The organism is Flavobacterium sp., from assembly GCF_021151785.1.
Taxonomy (GTDB): Bacteria; Bacteroidota; Bacteroidia; order Flavobacteriales; family Flavobacteriaceae; genus Flavobacterium.
This window is the reverse complement of the sequence record NZ_JAGKWP010000015.1, coordinates 1-24,061: the sequence shown is the minus strand read 5'-3', so window position 1 is coordinate 24,061 and position 24,061 is coordinate 1. Positions and strand designations below refer to the sequence as shown.

Here is a 24,061-nt window from a genome sequence, read left to right as displayed (position 1 = left end):
ATCCCGTTCAGTTTTCAGTGCTAAACGGGATTTCTTTATAAAAATTTATTGAAATCAATCTACATTATCATGTAAGAAAGAATTATTAGAACGTAATTGAACATCATCATTACTATCTATACCCAAAGATAATCTAGACTGATTATTTTGGTTAGGCATACTCGTCACATCTAAACCTTGACGTTTGAAAGCAGGCTCTTTTTCTAACTCATCAATTCTTCCTGGATTATTAAACTTATAATTAAAATCTTTTAGTTTTCTTTTTCTTTCCTCTGCTCTAGCTCTTAAGGTGTCTTCAATTGACATTTCGAGTGGAGAAACTTCTAAATTAGAAACTGTCTCTGCAACAGATGTTTGTCTAACGGTAAAGTTTAATTCCTCCTCAATTGGTGTTACATTTACCTTGGTTTCAGCTATAGGTTCTGAAGCTATTTCTATTTCTTCCTCTAATGTGTAACGAATAACACCATTTTGATTCATTTCTGTCACTGGCATTACTTGAACAGGCTCATTGACATTAATTTCCTTTACTTCATTAGTCAAATCAAAAACGACTGTATTATTTGCTGGTGATTCAGATTTAGCATTAAACAAATCTAATGAAAAATTAAATTCATCTTTCGTCACTACAAACTGAGGCTCAACCACTTCAATTTCTCTCACTTGAGAAGTGATAATTTCAAATTCTTGATCAATTGGCTTTATTGAAGTCTCAATTGAACTTATTTGTTGCGCAACTGGTGTATTGATTGTTAAATTAGGTTGTTCTACAACAGGAGAAACAATTTCAAAGAAGACATCAAGATTTCTAATAGAATCAGTGGTTGGAATTAACTCAGATAAAGGTTCGTTTATAACCTGTGGCGTTTCTACCTCAAAAGTATCTAAATTAAAAACCACACGCTCCTCTTCTTGTTTATCAGTTTTAACAATAGCTTCAGGGGTTGAGATAGGCTGATCAACAGATACTGCTGGAGCTACAGCATTTGGTGTTAAATTATGCACAACCTTTTGATCTCCATCCAATGTATGAATGATTTTCTTTGGCTCAGCATTAACAATTTCAATTTGTTGATCGGTATTAAAACCCGTAGCAATCACTGTAACATTAATTGTATCTGGATCGTTAATATTTTCATCTTCACCTGCCCCCATAATAATATTTGCATTATAGCCAGCTTCTGACTGAATGAATTCATTAATTTCATTCATTTCGTCAAAAGTAATCTCATTAGCACCAAAAGTGATAAGCAACAATACATTTTTGGCACCAGTAATTTTATTATCGTTCAATAATGGAGAGTCTAAAGCAGTTTCAATAGCCACACGAGCACGATCAACACCAGAAGCCGACGCTGAGCCCATGATGGCTGTTCCGCTCTCTCTCAATACAGTTTCAGCATCTTTTAAATCGATATTTAATGTCAAGTGCTTAGTAATAACCTCTGCAATTCCTTTAGAAGCAGTGGCTAAAACTTCATCTGCTTTAGCGAATCCTGATTTAAATCCAAGATTACCATAAATTTCTCTTAATTTATTATTATTGATAACAATTAATGAATCTACTTGTTTTCTAAGACGTTCAACACCTTGCATGGCTTGTTCAATACGTACTTTTCCTTCAAATTGAAATGGAATTGTAACGATACCAACTGTCAACACCCCTCTTTCTTTTGCCAACTGAGCAATAACTGGAGCAGCACCTGTACCTGTTCCACCACCCATACCCGCAGTAATAAAAACCATTTTAGTATTTGCATCAAGCATTTTCTCAATTTCCTCTATACTTTCTAGAGCTGCTTGATGACCTACTTCTGGTTTCGCACCTGCTCCTAAGCCTTCTGTCAGGTTTACTCCTAACTGAATTTTATTTGGAACTGGACTGCTTTGAAGTGCTTGTGAATCTGTATTACAAATTACAAAATCTACTCCTATAATTCCTTGTTTGAACATGTGATTGATGGCGTTACTTCCTCCGCCACCAACTCCTATAACTTTAATAACATTTGATTGATTTTTTGGTAAATCAAACATAATGTTTCCAAATTCGTTGTTGCTCTCCATATATTTGGCTATTTTATAGTTATATAATTGCTATTATTCTGCGTTATCTAAAAATTCTTTAATTTTCCCTAAAAGATTATTAAAATCATATCTTCTTTTAGGTGTTTCAGGCACATGCTCCTCTACTTTTTGAGGTGTAACATTATTTTGCTCTGCTTTTACCTCTTCCTCATCTTGCGAAGAAGTAGGCTCTTCATATGATGGAATAGCTGGTTGCTTAACTACTACCGGTTCTTCTCGTTTCATTTCAACAAATGGAGTAGCACTATTTAAGTTATTACGTAAACTCTCCATTACTAATCCTACTGAGGTTGCATACAAAGGGCTTGATAATTCTTCATCTGAATTACCTGCTAAATGTTCATTTGGGTAACCAATTCTAGTATCCATACCAGTAATGTATTCCACTAACTGTTTAATATGTTTTAATTGCGCACCTCCACCTGTTAAAACAATACCAGCAATTAACTTTTTCTTTGGTTCTTCGTGTCCATATTGTTTAATTTCGGCATACACTTGCTCTATGATTTCAACCACACGTGCATGGATAATCTTCGATAAGTTTTTTAATGAAATCTCTTTAGGCTCACGTCCTCTTAACCCAGGAATTGAAACAATTTCATTGTCTTTATTTTCTCCAGGCCATGCAGAACCAAATCGTGTTTTCAATAATTCAGCTTGTTTTTCAATGATTGAACAACCTTCTTTAATATCATCAGTGATTACATTACCTCCAAAAGGAATTACTGCTGTATGACGGATAATTCCATCTTTAAAAATAGCTAAATCTGTTGTACCTCCACCAATATCAATTAAAGCCACTCCAGCTTCTTTTTCTTCTTGACTTAAAACAGCATCAGAAGAAGCTAATGGCTCCAAAGTTAAGCCTGTTAATTCAAGACCTGCACTTTTTACACATCTGCCTAAATTACGAATTGATGCTGCTTGTCCTACAACAATATGAAAACTTGATTCTACTCTTCCGCCATACATTCCCACTGGCTCTTTAATTTCTGACTGACCGTCAATCTTGAACTCTTGTGGTAATGCATGGATAATTTCTTCTCCAGGCAACATAGCTAAATTTTGCACTTGGGAAGTTAATTGTTCTATATCATAATCACCAATTACTTCATCTGCATTTTTTCTGATGATATAATCATGATGTTGAATACTTCTAATGTGTTGACCAGCGATGCCTACTACTACATCATTAATTTTGTAGCCCGAATTATTTTCCGCTTCTGCAACTGCTTGTTGAATAGACTGAATGGTCTGAGTAATATTATTAACCACTCCTCGGTGTACACCTAAACTTTTAGATTTACCCACACCTAGAATTTCTAATTTACCATACTCATTTTTCTTGCCGATCATGGCTACAATCTTTGTTGTACCAATATCTAATCCTACCGCAATACTTTCTTTATTCATATTCCTATTCTTTTACTTTGAACACACAACTTGTTGTGTGAACATTAAATTGATTGATTTGTATTTATCTAAAAGGGTGTCTCTGGTTGCAAATTGATAAAAAGCTTTATAATTCTTAAATTTTTTTTCTATCAAGATGGGCTTACCAAATATAATTTCATAATCATATTCTCTTGGTATCATTTTTAAACTTCCGTCTTTTAATACCTCAATTGCAATAATGTTTTTCTTCAAAAAATCATCTTTATTGATTTCATTCAGCGTACCAATAAAACCTTTTTTGAATTCATTCTTGATTATACCTTTCACAAGTGGAACCCTTGCTGAGTACACACTAGACAACTCAAAAATATTTCCATTTTTATCAACATAAAAATTTCGGCTATTGTTAACCATTCTAGCAATTGGGGACTTTTGCTGTACTTTAGTTATTAACATTCCGTCTTCAGAAGCAAAAACTTCGGCTTGTTCAATAAAAGGATGATTTTCCAACACACTTTCCAAATCCATCAAATCTACTTGTTCTTTTTGAATTGTAGAAGCCTGTTTTAAATTTTGTATTAACAAGTTATTAACCATTTCATGTGTTAAAAACATTTTGTTATCCCCTTGAAATTCAACTTTTATCTTCTCTATTTTTCTTTTATTATTTCGATTTAATGCAAAGGCAAACAAAAATACCATCACAAAAAGAATCAAAATTAAACGAATATTTTGCCATTTAAACCTTTTCATTTAATAGCTTTTTAATGTCTTTTACTAACTCTCCAATATCACCAGCTCCAATTGTTACATACACTTCAGCATTTGATTTTCTAAAAAAATCCATCATTTCATCTTTAGTCAACAAATGTTTATTTGGATTGTTTATTTTACTTAACAACCAACTAGAGGTTACACCCTCCATTGGTAATTCTCTAGCAGGATAAATATCTAACAAAACAATCTCATCAAACTGAGATAAACTGTTAGCAAACCCATCAATAAAATCTTTTGTTCTACTAAACAAATGAGGTTGAAATGCAGCTACTATTTTTTTATTTGGATATAATTCTCTTACAGCTTGATGCACCGCATTGATCTCTGTTGGATGATGTGCATAATCATCAATATAAACCAGCTTCTCTTCTCTTATTTGAAAAGAAAAACGTCTTCTTACCCCCTTAAAACTAGCTAATGCAGCAATAATTTTATTATTCGCTACACCGTATGATTTTGCCATTGCGAAAGCCAGTAACGCATTGGTTAAATTATGATGTCCTGGTAGTCCAAATTTTATATTTTCAACAGTCTCGGTAGGTGTTTGCACATCAAACACATAAAATCCGTTTTCAATGCGTATATTCTGAGCAATGTAATCAGCCCCTACATTTACCGCTACTGTATTTCCATCTAGTGGTAATCCTTTCACTATAAACAAATCACTTGAAGGAACTTTCTCTGCAAATTCTTTAAATGTCGCCTCAATAGCACGAGCATCACCATAAATGTCAAGATGATCTGCATCCATTGAAGTAATACATGATAAGTTTGGATGTAAATGTAAAAATGAACGATCAAATTCATCTGCTTCTACAACAGTCACTGTTTTTCCTGAACCAATTAAGTTAGAATTATAATTCTCCACAATTCCACCCAAAAAAGCAGTAACGTCTACGCCACTTTGAAACAAAATATGTCCTAAAATACTCGAAGTCGTGGTTTTACCGTGGGTTCCTGCAACCGCAAAACAAAACGTATCTTTTGTAATTATTCCTAATACTTCAGCGCGCTTTTTTACTGTAAATCCATTCGACAAAAAATAATTCCATTCGGCATGGTCTTTTGGAACCGCTGGAGTTACTACAACCAAAGTATTTGTTGGATTTTTATATCGCTCGTCAATCAAATTAACATCATCCTGAAAGTGGATTTCCAAACCATTTTGAATTAACTCATCTGTTAGTTGAGTTGCTGTTTTATCATATCCTGCTACATTTTTTCCAATGAATTGAAAATAGCGCGCTAAAGCACTCATTCCGATTCCTCCGATACCGATAAAATAAACGTTATGTATTTGAGCTAAATTCATATTTTTTCCAAGTTAAATGGCGATTTCAAAATTCAATTATAATGAAAAACTCAATTTGAAATGTGACATTTAAATCACAATAATTCATTTTGAGCATTGTAATTGCTATTTATTTTTAATCAATTTTTTAATTTCTTCAACAATTGTTTTCGTCGCATTGGGTAATGCCAATTTTTTTATATTTTGACTTAATTCAATTTGTTTATTTTCATTCGAAATTAAGACAGAAAAAACAGTTTCAAATTGAACATCTAAATCACTTTCTTTGATCAAAAGCGCTCCATTTTTATCTACAATTGCTTTCGCATTTTTCGTTTGATGATCCTCTGCAACATTAGGAGAGGGAATAAAAATGGTTGGTTTACCTACAATACATAATTCTGACACTGATGAAGCTCCTGAACGCGAAATTACCACATCAGCAGCCGCATAAACCAAATCCATTCGATCTATAAATGCTGTAACTTGTACGTTTCCTTTTGAATTGTATTTCTCATAATCGTTCAAATATAATTTTCCGCATTGCCATAGTATTTGAACATTTTTAGAAAGTAAGAAATCCAATTCTTTCTCAATTAATTGATTTATTCTTCTTGCACCTAAACTTCCTCCTAAAACTAACAAGGTCTTTTTTGACGCATCTAATTTAAAATATGAAACAGCTTCTTCTTTTTTTGAACCTACCTCAATCAAGTCTTCTCGAACTGGATTTCCGGTCAACATCATTTTCTCTTTTGGGAAAAAACGTTCTAAATTTTCATAGGCCACACATATTTTATTAGCTTTTTTGGCCAATAACTTATTCGTAATTCCAGGATACGAATTTTGTTCTTGAATAACTGTTGGAATTCCTAACATTGAAGCTACTTTCAATACTGCTCCACTAGCAAAACCACCCGTTCCAATTACTACATCAGGCTTAAATTTTTTCACAATTCGAAAAGACTTAAACAAACTAGATGCCAATTTTACTGGAAATAACGCATTCTGCAAAGTCAATTTTCTTTGCAAACCTGCAATCCAAAGACCTTCAATAGGATACCCAGCTTGTGGTACTTTCTGCATTTCCATTTTATCTTGTGCACCCACAAATAAAAATTCAGCATCAGGATATTGAGCTTTCAATTCATTTGCAATAGCAACTGCAGGATATATATGTCCTCCAGTACCTCCTCCACTTATGATAAATCTCGGCTTTTTCATTATTTTTTATTTAGTACAGCATTCATAGGGTTCTGTCCATTTACCAAACTATCACCTTCCGTATTTATCTCTTCTTTTAAAGATTCCCTTATTGAATACTTCATATCGTTTATTTTCTGTTTATTTACGTTTGCTTCTTCATTGAATTCTTCCTCGTTCATCACCGCGACTTCTTTTTCAATTAATCGCTGTAAAGCTTCTTCTCTTTGTTGTTGTTCTTTTAAATCAGCAGCTATTTCATCATCCTTTTTAGTTACACTTAAAATTATCCCTAGTGACAAACAAGTCATCCAAATAGAAGTACCTCCACTACTAATCAAGGGTAAAGGTTGACCTGTTACGGGCAGCAATTCTACTGCAACACCCATATTAATGAAAGCTTGAAAAATAATAGGAAAACCGAGACCAACAATCAACAATCGACCAAATAAACTTGGCGCTTTATTAGAACGAATTAAAAATCTGAAAAACAAAATTAAGTAGATAAAAATTAAACCAAAACCACCTAATAAACCATATTCCTCAACTATAATGGCATAGATAAAATCGGAAGAAGACTGAGGTAAAAAGTTCTTCTGCACACTTTTCCCTGGACCTAATCCATAAATTTTACCAGAAGCAATTGCAATTTTAGATTTTTCAATTTGATAATCATCTTCTCCTGGCTTGTCTGTTGTAAAATTTTCAACTCGACTTACCCAAGTATTTACACGACTAAACAATTTATTTCCTGGAAACGCTTTTGCTAATAAAAAAAACAACATCAATCCAGCAATAGCCATGGCAAAAATATAGCCTAAATATTTTAAAGGATAATGCCCAACAAACACCAACATGCATACCATAGCAAAAATTAATGCTGTAGTAGAAAAGTTAGTTGGTAAAATAAAAATCAACACCGCTCCTACTGGAAGCCATAATTTGATTAATGATTCTTGAAATGTATAATCAGTATCTTTCAATTTTGCCAATGTTCTTGCCACATATACCATTAATACAATAAAAGCGAAAGTAGATGTTTGAAAGGACATTCCTATAAAAGGAATTTCAATCCAACGACTTGCATTTGCACCACCAATGGTTTTACCTTGAGTTAAAGTATAAACTAACAAGGCAATTACAAGAGGCATTCCAAGAACTGCAAATTTTTTAAACTTTTCATAGTGCATTTTATGTACAAACCATGCGATAAAAAGCCCTATTCCAAGATGAACAAAATGTTTAAACAAATATCCAAGAGTCGATCCTTTACCAATTGTATAGACCAAATTTGTACTGGCGCTATACACAGGTAAAAACGAAGCTATAGCCAACAAACAAATCATGGCCCATATCGTTTTGTCTCCTCTAAGAAATTTTAATCGCTCCATTTATTATAATTTTTGTACCGCTTGTTTAAACTGACGTCCTCTATCTTCATAATTTTCAAACAAATCAAAACTAGCACATGCCGGTGACAACAAAACAGTATCGCCTTTTTCAGCTATCTTGTTTGCGATTTTAACCGCTTCATCCATTGAGGTTGTTTCTACCAAAACTTCAACTACGTTTTCAAATTTATCAACCAATTTTTTATTATCCACACCAAGGCAAATTATACCTTTAACCTTTTCACGAACCAAAGGCATTAATTCATCATAATCATTCCCTTTGTCTACACCTCCAACAATCCATACGGTTGGAGTAGTCATGCTATCTAAAGCAAAAAAAGTTGCATTGACGTTAGTGGCTTTTGAATCATTAATGTATTGTACATTTTGAATTTTAAGCACTTTTTCTAATCTATGCTCAGCACCCTGAAAATTAGTCAAACTTTCTCGAATAGTATCTTTTCTAATTTTCATTAACTGTGCTACCGTAGTTGCTGCCATTGCATTTTTTACGTTATGTTTTCCTTCAAGTGCCAATTTATTAATTGCCATAGTAAAATTATCTTGGTTTAGGTTGATATTTATATTGTTTTCTGCGTCTATACTACCGCCTTGTTCTAATTTATTCTTAATTGAAAATGGGATAATGGTTGCCTTTGTACTATTATTTTTTAACCAATTTGAAATAGCTTCATCATCTGCATCTACTATCAAATAATCTTGCGCTGTTTGATTCATTGTAATTCTGAATTTAGAATCGATATACAAGCTATAATCATAATTATATCGATCTAAATGATCAGGACTAATATTAGTAATTACAGCAATATGTGGTTTATAATTTAGTATACCATCTAATTGAAAACTACTAAGTTCAAGCACATATGCTTCATGTTTGTTCTCAGCAACTTGCCAAGCAAAACTTTTACCAATATTACCTGCCAACCCCACATTTAACCCTCCTTGTTTCAACAAATGATATGTTAAAAGCGTAGTTGTTGTTTTTCCGTTACTTCCCGTAATACCTATAGTTATTGCCTCAGTAAAAGGAGCTGCAAATTCTATTTCTGAAATTACCGGAATTCCTTTTCCTCTTAATTGTTTTACAATTGGCGACTTATCTGGAATACCTGGGCTTTTCATAACTACATCGGCATTCAAAATCAAATCTTCCGTATGTTGCTTTTCCTCCCAAGGAATTTGGTTAATAGAAAGAACTTCTTTATAATTTTCTTTTATTTTACCAAAGTCAGAAACAAAAACTTCATACCCTTTTTTCTTACCTAGGATAGCTGTACCTACACCGCTTTCTCCTCCACCTAAAACTACTAATCTCATGTTACCTTAGTTTTAATGACACTAATGAAAAAATAGCTAGAAGAATAGCAACAATCCAGAAGCGTGTTACAATTTTACTTTCATGATACCCTTTCTTTTGGTAATGATGATGTAAAGGAGACATTAGAAAAATACGTCTTCCTTCTCCAAATTTCTTTTTGGTATATTTGAAATAACTCACTTGTAAAACCACAGATAAATTCTCCGCTAAGAAAATTCCACACAACACAGGAATCATTAATTCTTTACGAACTGCAATCGCAATTACTGCAATAATGCCTCCAATAGTTAAACTACCTGTATCACCCATAAATACTGTTGCAGGATATGTATTATACCATAAGAAACCAATTAAAGCCCCTACAAATGCAGATATATAAACAGTCATTTCACCAGAATTTGGTATATACATAATATTCAAGTAATTAGAAAATATTATATTTCCAGACACAAAAGCAAAAATTCCAAGAGTAAGTACTGAAATAGCTGAAGTTCCTGCTGCAAGCCCATCAATTCCGTCAGTTAAATTAGCTCCATTTGAGACTGCTGTTATAATAAAAATTACCATTGGAATAAAAATCAACCAAGCATAATTTTCATAACCATCTCCTAAAAAGGATAAAATTTCAGCATAATCAAACGTATTATCTTTTAAAAATGGAATAGTAGTTTCCGTTGACTTGATTTCAGGAGAAGTGGATTTAATTACACTATGAATCCCCTGTTTTTCAAGCTTTACATCTTCTTTAATTGTAACTCCTGGATGAAAATACAAAACGGTTCCCACAATTAATCCTAAGCCTACTTGTCCAATTACTTTAAAGATTCCCTTTAAGCCTTCTTTATCTTTTTTAAATACTTTGATGTAATCATCTAAAAATCCGATTAATCCCATCCAAATAGTTGTAATTAATAACAAAATGATATAGATATTATCCAATTTTGCCAAAAGCAATACTGGAATTAGAGTAGATAAAATAATGATGATTCCTCCCATCGTTGGAGTTCCTGCTTTTTGCGTTTGCCCATCTAAGCCAAGTTCACGAACCGTTTCACCTACTTGTTGTTTTCTCAAAAAATTAATGATTTTTTTACCATAAATTGTTGAAATCAATAACGATAAAATGATTGCCAAACCCGATCGGAACGTGATATATTGAAATACACCAGCTCCGGGTATGTCGAAGGTTTGATCTAAGTATTTAAAAATATAGTACAACATACTTACTTGTTTTATGGTTTAATTTTGGTTCGTTTACTTTTCTAGTTGCGTCAATAATTCTTTAGCTATTTTTAAATCGTCAAAATCATGGCGTATACCATTTATTTCCTGATAAGTTTCATGTCCTTTGCCTGCAATTAAAATGATATCGCCTTTATTTGCCATTTGACAAGCCGTTTTTATAGCTTGTTTACGATCTAATATAGAAAGTGTTTTTTTAAAATGTTGCCCTTCTACACCTGCCTCCATTTCCTCTAAAATTACTTGAGGATCCTCTGTTCTTGGGTTATCAGAAGTAAAAATCGCCTTATCGCTCAATGAAGCAGCAATTTGTGCCATGATTGGTCTTTTTGTTTTATCACGATCACCACCACAACCAACAACTGTAATTAACTGCTCATTTTTAGTTCTAAAATCGGTGATAGTATTTAGTACATTTTCTAAAGCATCTGGTGTGTGAGCGTAATCGATAATTGTAGTAATATTTTCTTTTGAAATAAAATATTGAAATCTCCCCGAAACACTTTCTAATTCAGAAAGAAGTCGAAGAGCTTCATGACTTTCAATCCCCAATTCAACCGCTACACCATAGATAGCCAATACATTATAGGCATTAAAAGAACCAATTAATTTCACCCATACCTCTTCATTGTTTACCTTAAGCAACAAACCTGTCAATTGATTTTCTAGAATTTGTGCTTTAAAATCGGCATAAGATTTCAATCCATAAGTTCGCTTTCTTGCCATTGTATTTTGAAGCATTATAGCTCCATTTTTATCATCCGCATTAGTAATAGCAAAAGCGGTTTTAGGTAATCCATCAAAAAAAGCTTTTTTTACATCTCTATATTCAGCAAAAGTTGCATGATAATCTAAATGATCATGCGAAAGATTTGTAAAAACACCACCTTCAAAATATAAAGATTCGGTTCTTTTCTGGTGTATTCCATGAGAACTCACTTCCATAAAACAATAAGCGCATCCTGTAGCCACCATTTCACTTAAATAGTGATTAATTGTCAACGAATCTGGTGTTGTATGTGTTGCCTTATATTCTACTTCATCTACCATTATCCTTACTGTAGACAACAAACCAACTTTATATCCCGCTTTTTTAAACATTTGATATAATAACGAAGCAATAGTTGTTTTACCATTTGTACCCGTTACTCCAATTAATTTAATTTTTTGAGAAGGATTATCATAATAATTTGCAGCTAAAAATGCCAAAGCTTGGTTTGAACTATTTACCAGAACATAGGTTATACCATCTATAAATACATCTGGAAAAGACTCACACACAACTACCTTTGCACCTAAACTAATTGCTTTATCAATGAATGTATGCCCATCTGAAAGTGTTCCTTTGATAGCTACAAAAACATCCCCTTGGGTTATTTTTCTAGAATCAAATTCAATTTTGTTAACCTGAACATCAGTGCTCCCGTGAACAGCTTCAATATGTACTTTGTATAATATCTCTTTTAACTTTTTCATTTTGTTACCTATTATGACAATTCCAACGTAATCACTTGGTTTTTTTTGAAACCTGAACCAGGATTTATCGACTGAGATTTTACCTTACCGATTCCCTTTATTATAACTTTCAACCCTAAATTTTCCAATAACGATATGGCATCCATACCGGCCATTCCCTTTACATTTGGAATTGAATTAGAACTACCTTGAGATTGTTTATTGTATTCAGCATAACTTGCTTCTAATTTTTTGTTTTTTACTCGTACCGATTTAAACTTATTTGTTGACGGCACATCCGTAAAAATTTTTTGTGCAATACGTTTAAATACAGGTCCAGCCACATCTGCTCCATAATATCCAGCTGCCACATTAGGCTTATGAACCACAACAATACAAGAATACTTAGGTTGGTCTGCAGGAAAGTAACCAACAAATGAAGAAGCGTAATACATTTTACCGTCTCCTTTATGATAATCTACTTGAGCGGTTCCTGTTTTACCAGCCATTGAAAAGTCTTTAGAATACAAACTTTTACCCGTACCATGTTTTACAACATTTTCAAGTACTTTTCTAACTTTAGCTAATGTTTCATCAGAACAAATTTTGGCACTGATTGTTTCTGTTTCAAACTTCTTAATACTTTTATTCCATTCTTTTATTTCTTTAACAAAAATGGGCTTAATCATTTTACCGTTATTTGCAACAGCATTATACAAGGTTAGTGTTTGTAAAGGAGTAATTGAAACACCATATCCAAATGCCATCCAAGGCAAAGTAGTTCCATACCAATTGGAAGCCCCTGGTTGAGGAATTACAGGCTTTCCTTCTCCTTTCAATTGAATTCCTAGGGGTTTACTCAAACCATATTTATTTATTCGATCAACAAATTCTTTTGGATTATTTTTATAGTTTTGATAAACTGCCTGAACTAAAACTGTGTTGGAAGAAACTTCAAAACCACGAGCTAACGAAATTTTCCCATATCCGCCTGTATGTGAATCTTTAACTTTTCTGTTATGAATTGTAATAATACCTCCATTAGAATCGTAAACTTTACTTGTGTCAACTTTTTTATCATCAAGTAATGCAATTAAATCAACCAATTTAAAAGTAGAGCCTGGTTCGTGAGATTCAGCAACCGCATAATTGTATATCTCTGCATAAACACTATCTCTAACTTTACCCAAATTAGCAATAGCTTTTACTTCACCTGTTTTAGTTTCCATGACTACAACACAACCATGATCTGCATTGTAATACTGCAATTGTTTCAGTAAGGCGTGATGTGCTATATCCTGAATATAAACATCTATAGTTGAGTAAATATCATAACCGTCTTGTGGTTCCAATTCGTTGTTATCATGGATAGGTTTCCATTGATTTTTTGCAATTTTTTGCATCATTCGATGGCCGCTTTTACCGCTGATGTATTCAGAAAATGTATACTCTAAACCTTTTTTTGCAATGACAGTATTGTAACCAATAGTTCGTGCAGCGATTGAGCCTACAGGAAGTTTTCGAACAGTTTCTTGCTCTGTAATTATTCCGCCTTTGAACGGACCTAGTTTAAATAAAGGAAAACTTTTAACCTTCATATAGTCGGTAAAGCTTAACTTTTTAGCCACTAAAAAATATCTGTTTTTTGTAGCACGTGCTTTTCTTAATTCAGACTGAAAGAAACCCACAGGCTTATTAAGCAAATGTGCTAAAGAATCCGAAAGTGCTTCAATGTTCTTTTCAAAATGTTCCTCTGAAGGAGAAACAGCATCAAATCGAATAGTATATTCAGGCACTGAAGTAGCTAACAAACTTCCGTCTGCCGAGTAAATATTACCTCGATTTGCTGGAATTTCAAAATTTTTAACTGTTCTTTGCTTTGCTAATTCTCTATAATATTTTCCCTCTACCCACTGAATATTAAATAGTTTTACAGATACAGCAATAGAAATGATTATCACAGCTGCTGCTACTGTAAATAATCTATAAGAGTTTGTATTTTCTTTTTTTACTCCCATATTTTTAATTGTTCTATAAAACTTTTTTCTTTTGGTTTAAGGATTACTATTTTTTTTGGAGGAACAGAGGACGGATAAATATGTCGTGATTCCATTTTTTTTGATATGGTGGATTCCATTTTTAATTTCATCAAAGCTGACCGAGTATCCACAAATTTGGAACGCAACTCTTTTACTTCATTATTCAACTTTGTAATACGATAATTTTTTTCATCATAATTATGATTAAACGCAATCATCAACATAGCAAGAGTAAACAAAAACAAGATGAATTTCCATGTCTTTAAAGCATCATCTTCAATTAAAAATTTTGCTTTTAATAAACTATATATGCTATTCTCTCCGCTCATTATATTTTCTCTGCGATTCTCAGTTTAGCACTTCTTGCCCGATTATTTCGTACCACTTCTTCTTCCGAAGGAACTACTAGCTTACCAACAGTTTTAAAAGGTACTTCAAAATTCCCGAAGAAATCTCGCTCAGGTTCACCTTCAAACATACCATTTCGCATGAATCGTTTTACTAGTCTATCTTCAAGCGAATGATAAGATATCAAACTTAACCTTCCGCCAGTTTCCAACAATTCTTCTGTTTGCTCCAAGAATTCTTTCAATACTTCAATTTCTTGATTCACTTCTATTCGAATAGCTTGATAAATTTGAGCTAAAATTTTATTACTCTTATGAGCGGGTAAGAACTTCGATAATACTTGCTTTAATTGTTCTGTATTTTTGATGGCTTTATCTTTTCTGTAGTTTACTATAACATTTGCCATAGCCCCACCATTTTTGAGTTCACCAAATTCTACAAACACGCGTTTCAAGTCTTTCTCCTCATAATCATTCACCACCTCATAAGCAGACAAGGCATCTTTTTGATTCATACGCATATCTAATGTTGCATCAAAACGAGTAGAAAAACCACGTTCTGCCTCATCAAATTGATGAGAAGACACACCAAAATCACCTAAAATCCCATCAACTTTTTTTATACCATGAAAACGCAAAAAACGCTTTATATATCTGAAATTTTCATTTATCAATGTAAAACGATCATCTTGAATAGCATTTCCCAAGGCATCTTCATCTTGATCAAAAGCAAATAACTTTCCATCAGGACCCAATCGATTTAAAATCTCCTTTGAATGACCTCCTCCTCCAAAAGTAACATCTACATACACTCCGTTAGGTTTAATATTTAAACCATCCACTGTTTCATGTAACAATACTGGATTATGATATTCCATTTCCATCTTCGTCATCGTTTTGATTACCCATTACTTCTTCTGCTAAATCAGCAAAATCAATCATTGCACTATCTAATGCGGTTTCATATAAATCCTTATCCCAAATTTCTATGATATTAACTGCAGAAGACAATACTATATCTTTTTCAATTTTAGAAAACACAATTAAATCTTTAGGAATTAACAACCTCCCCGTAGTATCAATTTCAACCACCTTAACACCTGCGGTAAAAGCTCGAATAAAGTCATTATTCTTTTTTACAAAACGATTCAGCTTGTTAATTTTTTGCATCACTTTATTCCATTCTTGCATAGTATACAACTCTAAACAAGGCTGAAAAACAGAACGTTTCAACACAAAACCGACCTCAAGATCACCTAATTGCTTCTTGAGTGGCGCAGGCAACATTAGCCTTCCCTTGGCATCAGCTTTACATTCGTATGTACCTAAAAAAGAGTTCAAACCTTAATTTAATTTTATATGTTACAAATTTAGAAATTATTTACCACTTTTTACCACTAATTACCACTTTGTTAATAAGTTTTTCCATTTCTGAATAAACTTTAATCCATATATCTTTGAAAAGCATAAAAAAACAAGAGTTTAAGCTATTTTTAAATATTGATTAACTGTTTAAAAAAAGTAAGAAACAAACAGTTATGCAATCAAATCTGTTGAAAACTAACCTTTTATAATCCAATTGACCTATTAAAAACTTTATCCACTATCATGTCAAAATTGTACTAATTATGTCTTATATTTGCGTACAATTGAATTTTTGATAGACAAATCAATTTATGTTAAAGAAAGAAAAAAAATATACTTATTTCGAAGCCGGAGAAGGAACACCAATTATTGTTTTGCATGGACTAATGGGGGGATTAAGCAATTTCGATGGGGTTTCAACTTATTTTCCTAAAAACGGATATAAAGTGGTCATTCCTGAATTGCCTTTATATACCCAAAGCATTTTAAAAACAAACGTAAAAGCCTTTGCTAAATTTGTAAAAGATTTTGTGATTTTCAAAGGTTTTGAACGCGTTATTCTTCTAGGAAATTCCCTTGGAGGACACATTTCACTATACTTTGCTAAACAATACCCAGAATTAGTAAAGGGATTGGTAATTACTGGAAGTTCTGGATTGTATGAAAGTGGCATGGGAGAAAGCTACCCTAAAAGAGGTGATTATGAATACATTAAGAAGAAAAGCGAAGATGTATTTTATGATCCAAAAGTAGCTACTAAAGAAATAGTTGATGAAGTATTTGCTACAGTTAATGATCGTATTAAATTACTTAAAACTTTAACAATTGCAAAAAGTGCCATTCGCCACAACATGGCTAAAGATTTACCTAAAATGCATACCCAGACTTGCATCATATGGGGTAAACAAGATAAAGTAACTCCACCTGAAGTAGCGGTTGAATTTAACAAATTATTACCTAATTCGAGTTTGTATTGGATTGATCATTGTGGACATGCAGCTATGATGGAACACCCTGATGAGTTTAACAGATTACTACATCACTGGTTAAAAGAAAAGAATTTATAATTAATAAAAGTCATTCTTTAGAGTGGCTTTTTTATTTACAATAAGACTATGAAAATTAATACAGCAGAATTCATCATCAGTAATTCTGATGCAAGTAAATGCCCAAAAGACCTTTTACCTGAGTATGCCTTTATTGGTCGTTCTAACGTTGGTAAATCTTCTTTAATCAATATGTTAACTAGACATAAAAGCTTGGCTAAAACCTCAGCAAGACCTGGAAAAACGCAATTAATCAATCATTTTTTAATTAATAAGAATTGGTTTCTCGTTGATTTACCAGGATATGGATATGCTCGTGTTTCTAAATCTACAAAAGCTACATTTCAAAAATTTATTACTGATTATTTTGAAACTAGGGAACAATTAGTTTGCGCTTTTATCTTGATTGACAGCCGATTAGAACCTCAAAAAATTGATATTGAATTTATTAATTATTTAGGTGAAAGCGGCATACCTTTTTGCCTGATTTTTACAAAAGCCGATAAATTAGGTAAAACACAAGTTCAAAAAAATGTAGCTGCTTATAAAAAACATTTACTAGCCAATGACTGGGAAGAAATGCCACAATATTTTGTTACTTCATCAGAAGATGGAACTGGAAGGGATGATATTTTGAAATATATAGACACTGTTAATGACGAAATAAATAGTGGAAGTCAATTTTAAAAATAGAGCCTATCTTCTAATAGGCTCTATTTTTCTTAGTTAAAGTAACGAATGTTGTGTCATAACTTCAGGTTGTTCCACACCCATTAATTCTAAAATTGTTGGAGCAATATCACCTAACACACCATTATTTATTTTCAAACTAGTATCATTACTTACTAAAATAACAGGCACTGGATTCGTTGTATGTGCTGTATTAGGCGTCCCGTCCGGATTGATCATTGTTTCGCAATTCCCATGATCAGCAATAACTAATGTAACATAATTTTGATCTAATGCTGTTTCCACTATTGCTTTTACGCATACATCTACTGCTTCACAAGCTTTTATTGCCGCCTCCATAACACCAGTATGTCCTACCATATCTCCATTAGCAAAGTTAAGACACACAAAATCAACATCACCCTTTTGCAATTCGGGCACCAAAGCATCTTTCAACTCAAACGCACTCATTTCTGGTTTTAAATCATAGGTAGCTACTTTAGGAGAATTTTTTAAAATTCTTGTTTCCCCTTCAAAAGGTTCTTCTCTACCGCCAGAAAAAAAGAAAGTAACATGAGGGTATTTCTCTGTCTCTGCAATTCGTATTTGCTTTTTTCCAGCCTTAGCAAGAACTTCGCCTAACGTATTAGTAATATTATCTTTATCATAAATTACATGAACATTAGAATAAGTGTCATCATAATTGGTCATGGTTACATAATACAAATTCAGTTTATGCATATTTTGCTCATGAAAATCTTGCTGTGACAAAGCTTCAGTCAATTCCCTTCCTCTATCGGTTCTAAAATTAAAAAAAATCACCACATCCCCATCTCGAATAGTAGCAATTGGCTGATCAGCCGAATCCACTTTAACTGTAGGTTTGATAAACTCATCAGTCGTATTTTCATCATAACTATCCTGAATACTTGCTACCAAATTTGTTGTATGCTTTCCTTCTCCATTGACTATCAAATCATAAGCTAACTTAACACGCTCCCAACGTTTATCGCGATCCATTGCATAATAACGACCAATTACAGAAGCAAGTTGAGCTGGTTTATGAAGCAAATAAGTTTCTAAATCTTCAATATATTTTTTTCCCGATTTTGGATCAACATCTCTACCATCGGTAAAAGCATGTACAAACATTTGTTCAACCCCGCTTTCTTGAGCAGCATCAATCAACCCACGTAAATGTGAAGTATGCGAATGTACCCCACCATCCGAAACCAAACCTAAAAAATGAATCGGCTTTTGTTTGTTTTTTGCATATTCAAAAGCATCACGCAATGATTTTTCGTGACTCATAGTTTTATTTTGTACAGCTAAATTAATCTTAGCTAAATCTTGATACACAATCCTACCTGCTCCTAAATTCATATGTCCAACTTCTGAATTCCCCATTTGCCCTTCAGGTAAGCCTACATTTAATCCATCTGTTCTTAGTTCTGCATTAGGATAATTACTATAAAGTGAGTCTATAAACGGTGTATTTGCATGATCAATTGCCGAAACCTTTGGATCAGGAGAATGCCCCCAACCGTCTAAAATCATTAAAATTACTTTCTTATTCATGGTCGTTGTATTTAAAAACGAAAGTACTATTTTTTTGTTTGAATGAATAAAATAATATCAACGAAATTGAGAGTCGATTATAAAAAAATATTTAAAATATATAATATAGTAACCCCAAATTGAAAAACATAAATTTTAATTAAGACTTAATTACCACATGTTTGGCTTGATTGTAATCGATAAAATAGCGCACGCTTATAGAAAAAGCATGATTTAATACTTCATGATTAACAATTGCTTTTACGTTATTTGAAAAGTTTTTATCAATACTCCTATTAAAATCTGCTGCATTATTTCTATACAAAACGGACATTTGACTTCCGGGTGCAAACCACCAACTATAAGACAAATCGAAATTCCATAGATTTAAATTTGAATTTTTATTTGTTGTATACACAAAATCTTCAACCTTACCGTTTTCTAATAAGCGATAAGTAGATTTATTTTCGGCAAAAGACCAATAATGACGGAAATTGATTTTAAAATTCATTCTTGAATTAATAGAATATTTACCTTCCAACCCATTCTCTATTGTTTGCTTATCTCTTCGGGCATAAATAATATCCGTAGCCGTTCTATCAATCCAACCTAATTCATTTCTATCTACACCATAATTAAAACTATAGACCAACATGACACGATCATTAAATCGGTACCTTGGACTGATATTAACCCCTGAAAACCACCATCCCTTTTGTTCAGCAAATCCATACCAAGGATTAATATCAAATGCGAATTTATTATTATAATTTGTTGAAATCCAACCTGATGTGTTGTAATATTTAGGATAAATGGTATACCTTCCTTCTACACGAGGATCATAATAGTCATAAACATCAAAAATTCGTGCTGTAATAGAATAACCTGCGGCGTGATTTTTCTTGTTTGTTAAACTCATGTTGAAATTTAAACTTTGCTCTTGCAAATTATTTGAATCGTTGTTAAATTGTCCATAAGTATTTAAATTCATCCTAAACGAATTTAATTTTTGAGTAGGTTTTAAAGTTCGGTAACTCACATTCCCATTGAAAGAATAATAATTGGTTTGAAAATTTAAGCCAAGATCATTATTATCAAAGGCTTTTGATATATAATTTCCACCAAAACTATACCTTATATTTCCTGATGTTTCTGCCAAGTACAATTCACTAACAAATCCTTTTTTAGCATCTTGATTGCCCCATTCATTTACGTAACTATATTTAATTGCTCCATTTGCATTGAATGTGTTTTTTTTAGTATTCAAATCAAATGCCAAAGCAGAAACATTAGCATCTCTAAACTCACCATTACGGGTTACATTTGTGTTGACAAAAGCAACAGATGAATTTTGATTGAAACGTTGATCGAGAACCGTTACATTGTAATTAGCCATTGGTTCTACAGTTACAGATCGCGATTGATTGGTTAACGAATTAGTTACAGTAACATTTGTTTTTTCAGTGACAGCATTCAATATACCAACACCTAATCCACCTTTTGTACGTCCTGAAACTTTCAAGGCATTTAAAAGTTTTACACTTGAGGGATACTCTTGTACCTCCTCATTTGGACCAAGATCAGGATAAGTAGATGGTGCTGCACCAATTCGCCTAGAATAAAACAAACCAGCCTTGTTAAACAAATCTGTTCCTTCTGTAAAAAACGGGCGATTTTCATTAAAAACTTGTTCAAAAGGACCTAGATTTAGTATTTTATTATCAAATTTCGTTTGACCAAAATCGGGAATTAAAACGGCGTCTAAGGTAAAAGCATCTGTTAATCCATACTTTAAATCCATTCCTCCTTTCAAAGTCCCTTGTCCTTTTTCATGAGGCAAACTATTTAGATAATAAGAAGCATAAGGAATCAGAAACAATCTAGTGGGGGTTTCAATATTTTCAATTCCTTCTAACAATCCTGCTTGTTGTGTAAAAGCGCCTATTCGATTATCTACTTTATTCCAAGTATACTTGTATCGTAAACGTCTAACTTCTCTAAAAAAATTGATTCCCCACACTTGTTTTTCAGACTTTGAGAAACGAATAGCGGCATAAGGGATTTTCATTTCCACTTGCCACCCTTGCTCTGTTATTTTCACTTCACTTAACCAAATGGCATCCCAAGAAAAGTCTTCTCCCTGTTGAGATGTTCTAACACAATCAGCCTGTCCATTTGCTGCACTCACAAAAAAACTATACTCTTGTTGACCATCATTGAATCCATTGATAAAAACCCCAAAAAAATCAGCCGTACCAAAATTATCCCTTTCGGTAATCTCTTTTAAAATTTTATCTGGATGTGAATCATATAAAGTAGCTGCAATATATAAAGCATGATCATCATATAAGATTTTCACTTCTGTTTTGAGTGTATCGGGTTCAATTTTTCCGTTATCGGGTTCGAAACCAAAAAAATGATTTGCTATTGGAGCCGTTTTCCAAACTTCTTCATCAAGTTTACCATCAAGTTTAATGGAAGAAGACAATCGTTTAGCTTGCAATTTCTTTTTCTCTAAGACAATTTGTGCTTCTTGCCCAAATGTATAAATGAATCCAGAAATAAAGAAAAAAAAGGAATAAAACGTTTTCATGAATAAATTGATGATTGTGATTCATACTATTGGTAGTATAAAAGTTGATTTTGTTTCACTTTAAAAAATATTAGGTTTTAGATTTATATATAATCCAAACTTTTACTGCTATTCATTAAAGAAAATAAAATATCGTTGAAATGCTTTTTTTTTCGTTAAAAAACACAAAAATATTTTTTTTAAATAAATTAATTTCTATATTTGGCGTAACCAAAAAAACTTTTAAAACTTAAAAAATCAATGAGTTACAAATTTTTACCACTTCTTTTTTTAAGCTTATTAGCTTATAAGCCTACAACAAAAGCAGTAAAAACTCCAGCTATAACTAATGATTCTGTAAAAGTTATTGAGCAAAATAAACTAATTGCAGAAAACAAAACTACTAACTTTGAGATAGTCTCTAAAGCCTTTTTTTATTCACTTGACAAAGGCACTTACTCTTTACCTTCATTAGAGAGTTTTACTAAAGCATTTGAAGGTTATGAACAATTAAAAAAGTTAGGACGAGTAAAAAATGAAATTTTAACTATTATAGATTTTAGTTTATCATCAACTCAAGAAAGAATGTGGGTAATTGACATGACTACTCAGCGTGTTCTACTACAAAGTTTAGTTTCACATGGGATGAATTCAGGTACCGAATTTGCAAAATCATTTTCAAATGAAAACAATTCTTTTAAAAGTAGTTTAGGATTTTATTTAACAGGTGAAACTTACAAGGGTAAGCATGGATTATCTTTAAAACTAGACGGACAAGAATATGGCATTAATCACAAAGCAAGAGAACGTGCTGTTGTGGTTCATGGGGCTGAATATGTAAACAAAAGTTTAATTAAAACTCAGGGTTACATTGGAAGAAGTCAAGGATGCCCTGCTGTACCTATGAACATCACTAAAAAACTAATTGACCTAATAAAAAATCAGTCCGTTCTTTACATTCATCACCCTTCAAGAATTTACATGAACAAAGGTTCATTAACTTCTTAATTTTGAATAGACCCTCAAATCTAAATTATATATATCCTCTCTAAATTGCAATCCGTTTTTGTTCATCCAACATGTCCAGTATAGTTGATGAATATAAATGGATTGTTTTACTTTTACCATATAAGTATCTTTTTTAGCAATGATTTTATCCACTTCTTCACCGGATTTCCATCGATCTCCTTCTTGAGAAGATAAAATTTGTTTTGCTAATACTACTGGATTTTCAACTCGTACACAGCCTGAACTTAATGCTCTATAGTTGTATGCAAACATTTCTCTATGATTAGTATCGTGCAAATATACCAAATGGCTATTAGGAAAATTAAATTTAACCAATCCTAATGAATTATTATATCCAGGCGTTTGCACATATCTATAATTGTTTGGCTTATTAGAATTCCAATTTACAGGCGAAACTTCTTGGTTCTTTGAATTATATATTGTGATTCTACTTCTTGAAAAATAACCCCTGTTTTTAGCAGCTTCAACGGCTAAATCTTCTTTTATTATAGTAGGAGGAACTGTCCAAGTGGGATTAAAAACAAAATTAGATAATTTAGAAGACAAAACAGGTGTCATTCGTTTTGGTCTACCTACTACAACTTTTCGCTCTGCTACTGTATCCTGATCAACTACATAATGCAACATAAATTCAGGCAAGTTGACAATAATATATTGTTTCCCTAAATCTTTTGGATACCACCTCCAACGTTCTAAATTTGATAAAATTTGTTGCTTTCTCGTTTCTTTATTATAGTTTAACGCCTTGATTGTACTTGCTCCAACAACTCCATCAGCTAACAATCCGTGTCTAGTTTGAAAACGTTTCATTGCCTTGAAGGTTATGGTATCATAAACAGCGGTGTACAACGTATCTTTACGTTTATAATCTTTCCAAAAAAATAAACGCTCCTTAATTTTTTTCAGTGTAGGCAATGTATCATTTAGCGTAATCTTTTTAATAAAACGAATGGAATCAAAAGTACTTGTTGGAAATTGATCTATTTCGACTAAAGCTCTTTTCAATTGCTGGTATTGCCAATGTTTAGGAAGCAATCCTTTCAACGTGGTTGCTACTTTATTAGTGGGAATAGCTTCTTCAAGCCAATTAGCAACTGCTGTTTTTTTCTCAAACAAATCCCAATTAGGGGCAACTTCTTTTGGGTTCACCTTCCCTTTGTAAAAATGAGTTGCTAATTTTTCAAATGTTTCTGTTAACAAAACATCATAGGCTAATAGTTCTTCTTTTTCTAAAGAATCTCTTTTAATTTCAATATTAT

Annotated in this window: 19 protein-coding genes; 3 read left to right on the top strand and 16 right to left on the bottom strand. The window is 32.6% G+C overall.

The window, feature by feature from the left end; translation table 11 throughout:
- Window positions 1–54 precede the first annotated feature (54 nt).
- The 13 genes from ftsZ to mraZ all read right to left on the bottom strand — a co-directional run bounded on the left by ftsZ (window position 55) and on the right by mraZ (window position 15,905).
- On the bottom strand, window positions 55–2,064 hold the full coding sequence (gene ftsZ, locus QZ824_RS02865; protein WP_291274528.1) for a cell division protein FtsZ: 2,010 nt from the start codon (window positions 2,062–2,064) through the stop codon (window positions 55–57).
- A 33-nt stretch (window positions 2,065–2,097) separates the two neighbouring features.
- The gene (gene ftsA, locus QZ824_RS02860) at window positions 2,098–3,498 is read right to left on the bottom strand and encodes a cell division protein FtsA (RefSeq protein ID WP_291274527.1); all 1,401 of its coding nucleotides are present in this window, start codon (window positions 3,496–3,498) and stop codon (window positions 2,098–2,100) included.
- 12 nt (window positions 3,499–3,510) lie between these two features.
- Window positions 3,511–4,233, bottom strand: coding sequence for a cell division protein FtsQ (locus tag QZ824_RS02855; protein ID WP_291274526.1), 723 nt, complete (start codon window positions 4,231–4,233; stop codon window positions 3,511–3,513).
- On the bottom strand, window positions 4,220–5,569 hold the full coding sequence (gene murC, locus QZ824_RS02850) for a UDP-N-acetylmuramate--L-alanine ligase (RefSeq protein WP_291274525.1): 1,350 nt from the start codon (window positions 5,567–5,569) through the stop codon (window positions 4,220–4,222). Before murC ends, QZ824_RS02855 begins: the two co-directional genes overlap by 14 nt.
- 105 nt (window positions 5,570–5,674) lie before the next feature.
- Window positions 5,675–6,772, bottom strand: a complete 1,098-nt coding sequence (gene murG / locus QZ824_RS02845; protein ID WP_291274524.1) for an undecaprenyldiphospho-muramoylpentapeptide beta-N-acetylglucosaminyltransferase — start codon at window positions 6,770–6,772, stop codon at window positions 5,675–5,677.
- The gene (locus tag QZ824_RS02840) at window positions 6,772–8,142 is read right to left on the bottom strand and encodes an FtsW/RodA/SpoVE family cell cycle protein (protein ID WP_291274523.1); all 1,371 of its coding nucleotides are present in this window, start codon (window positions 8,140–8,142) and stop codon (window positions 6,772–6,774) included. Before QZ824_RS02840 ends, murG begins: the two co-directional genes overlap by 1 nt.
- Window positions 8,143–8,145: 3 nt before the next feature.
- Complete coding sequence (gene murD / locus QZ824_RS02835; protein WP_291274522.1) at window positions 8,146–9,480, bottom strand: UDP-N-acetylmuramoyl-L-alanine--D-glutamate ligase; 1,335 nt, start codon at window positions 9,478–9,480, stop codon at window positions 8,146–8,148.
- A 1-nt stretch (window position 9,481) separates the two neighbouring features.
- Window positions 9,482–10,702 (bottom strand): phospho-N-acetylmuramoyl-pentapeptide-transferase, encoded by a 1,221-nt coding sequence (mraY, locus tag QZ824_RS02830; RefSeq protein ID WP_291274521.1) that lies wholly within the window; start codon window positions 10,700–10,702, stop codon window positions 9,482–9,484.
- A 33-nt stretch (window positions 10,703–10,735) separates the two neighbouring features.
- Window positions 10,736–12,199 (bottom strand): UDP-N-acetylmuramoyl-L-alanyl-D-glutamate--2,6-diaminopimelate ligase, encoded by a 1,464-nt coding sequence (locus QZ824_RS02825; protein WP_291274520.1) that lies wholly within the window; start codon window positions 12,197–12,199, stop codon window positions 10,736–10,738.
- A gap of 11 nt (window positions 12,200–12,210) precedes the next feature.
- The gene (locus tag QZ824_RS02820; protein WP_291274519.1) at window positions 12,211–14,196 is read right to left on the bottom strand and encodes a penicillin-binding protein; all 1,986 of its coding nucleotides are present in this window, start codon (window positions 14,194–14,196) and stop codon (window positions 12,211–12,213) included.
- A complete protein-coding gene (locus QZ824_RS02815) occupies window positions 14,187–14,546 on the bottom strand; it encodes an FtsL-like putative cell division protein (protein WP_291274518.1) in 360 nt (119 codons plus the stop codon). Before QZ824_RS02815 ends, QZ824_RS02820 begins: the two co-directional genes overlap by 10 nt.
- A complete protein-coding gene (gene rsmH / locus QZ824_RS02810; protein ID WP_291274534.1) occupies window positions 14,546–15,442 on the bottom strand; it encodes a 16S rRNA (cytosine(1402)-N(4))-methyltransferase RsmH in 897 nt (298 codons plus the stop codon). Before rsmH ends, QZ824_RS02815 begins: the two co-directional genes overlap by 1 nt.
- The gene (gene mraZ / locus QZ824_RS02805; RefSeq protein WP_291274517.1) at window positions 15,429–15,905 is read right to left on the bottom strand and encodes a division/cell wall cluster transcriptional repressor MraZ; all 477 of its coding nucleotides are present in this window, start codon (window positions 15,903–15,905) and stop codon (window positions 15,429–15,431) included. The genes rsmH and mraZ overlap by 14 nt, the downstream gene beginning before the upstream one ends.
- Before the next feature lie 335 nt (window positions 15,906–16,240).
- Here mraZ and QZ824_RS02800 point away from each other — a divergent pair, with 335 nt between their 5' ends.
- A complete protein-coding gene (locus QZ824_RS02800; protein ID WP_291274516.1) occupies window positions 16,241–16,996 on the top strand; it encodes an alpha/beta hydrolase in 756 nt (251 codons plus the stop codon).
- Between the two features lie 48 nt (window positions 16,997–17,044).
- Entirely contained in the window at window positions 17,045–17,662 is a 618-nt protein-coding gene (gene yihA / locus QZ824_RS02795; protein WP_291274515.1) for a ribosome biogenesis GTP-binding protein YihA/YsxC, read from the top strand.
- A gap of 39 nt (window positions 17,663–17,701) precedes the next feature.
- On the opposite strand, the gene gpmI is transcribed toward yihA, so the two are convergent.
- The gene (gpmI, locus tag QZ824_RS02790; protein ID WP_291274514.1) at window positions 17,702–19,222 is read right to left on the bottom strand and encodes a 2,3-bisphosphoglycerate-independent phosphoglycerate mutase; all 1,521 of its coding nucleotides are present in this window, start codon (window positions 19,220–19,222) and stop codon (window positions 17,702–17,704) included.
- A 139-nt stretch (window positions 19,223–19,361) separates the two neighbouring features.
- Window positions 19,362–21,794 carry a DUF5916 domain-containing protein gene (locus tag QZ824_RS02785; protein WP_291274513.1) on the bottom strand — a complete coding sequence of 811 codons (2,433 nt, stop codon included), beginning with the start codon at window positions 21,792–21,794 and terminating at the stop codon, window positions 19,362–19,364.
- Between the two features lie 240 nt (window positions 21,795–22,034).
- Here QZ824_RS02785 and QZ824_RS02780 point away from each other — a divergent pair, with 240 nt between their 5' ends.
- On the top strand, window positions 22,035–22,781 hold the full coding sequence (locus QZ824_RS02780; protein WP_291274512.1) for a murein L,D-transpeptidase catalytic domain family protein: 747 nt from the start codon (window positions 22,035–22,037) through the stop codon (window positions 22,779–22,781).
- Here the strand turns inward: QZ824_RS02780 and QZ824_RS02775 are convergent.
- A partial coding sequence (locus QZ824_RS02775; RefSeq protein WP_291274511.1) for a L,D-transpeptidase family protein occupies window positions 22,770–24,061 on the bottom strand: 1,292 nt, incomplete at its 5' end. The two genes, QZ824_RS02780 and QZ824_RS02775, sit on opposite strands and share 12 nt — an antisense overlap.

Bases quoted from the DNA above. Each gene is read 5' to 3' on its own strand.
- QZ824_RS02840 (WP_291274523.1), bottom strand. From the start codon at position 8,142: ATGGAGCGATTAAAATTTCTTAGAGGAGACAAAACGATATGGGCCATG.
- QZ824_RS02820 (WP_291274519.1), bottom strand. From the start codon at position 14,196: ATGGGAGTAAAAAAAGAAAATACAAACTCTTATAGATTATTTACAGTA.
- QZ824_RS02815 (WP_291274518.1), bottom strand. From the start codon at position 14,546: ATGAGCGGAGAGAATAGCATATATAGTTTATTAAAAGCAAAATTTTTA.
- murD (WP_291274522.1), bottom strand. From the start codon at position 9,480: ATGAGATTAGTAGTTTTAGGTGGAGGAGAAAGCGGTGTAGGTACAGCT.
- yihA (WP_291274515.1), top strand. From the start codon at position 17,045: ATGAAAATTAATACAGCAGAATTCATCATCAGTAATTCTGATGCAAGT.
- gpmI (WP_291274514.1), bottom strand. From the start codon at position 19,222: ATGAATAAGAAAGTAATTTTAATGATTTTAGACGGTTGGGGGCATTCT.
- murG (WP_291274524.1), bottom strand. From the start codon at position 6,772: ATGAAAAAGCCGAGATTTATCATAAGTGGAGGAGGTACTGGAGGACAT.
- ftsA (WP_291274527.1), bottom strand. From the start codon at position 3,498: ATGAATAAAGAAAGTATTGCGGTAGGATTAGATATTGGTACAACAAAG.
- murC (WP_291274525.1), bottom strand. From the start codon at position 5,569: ATGAATTTAGCTCAAATACATAACGTTTATTTTATCGGTATCGGAGGA.
- ftsZ (WP_291274528.1), bottom strand. From the start codon at position 2,064: ATGGAGAGCAACAACGAATTTGGAAACATTATGTTTGATTTACCAAAA.
- QZ824_RS02785 (WP_291274513.1), bottom strand. From the start codon at position 21,794: ATGAAAACGTTTTATTCCTTTTTTTTCTTTATTTCTGGATTCATTTAT.
- QZ824_RS02800 (WP_291274516.1), top strand. From the start codon at position 16,241: ATGTTAAAGAAAGAAAAAAAATATACTTATTTCGAAGCCGGAGAAGGA.
- QZ824_RS02780 (WP_291274512.1), top strand. From the start codon at position 22,035: ATGAGTTACAAATTTTTACCACTTCTTTTTTTAAGCTTATTAGCTTAT.
- mraY (WP_291274521.1), bottom strand. From the start codon at position 10,702: ATGTTGTACTATATTTTTAAATACTTAGATCAAACCTTCGACATACCC.
- QZ824_RS02855 (WP_291274526.1), bottom strand. From the start codon at position 4,233: ATGAAAAGGTTTAAATGGCAAAATATTCGTTTAATTTTGATTCTTTTT.
- rsmH (WP_291274534.1), bottom strand. From the start codon at position 15,442: ATGGAATATCATAATCCAGTATTGTTACATGAAACAGTGGATGGTTTA.
- QZ824_RS02825 (WP_291274520.1), bottom strand. From the start codon at position 12,199: ATGAAAAAGTTAAAAGAGATATTATACAAAGTACATATTGAAGCTGTT.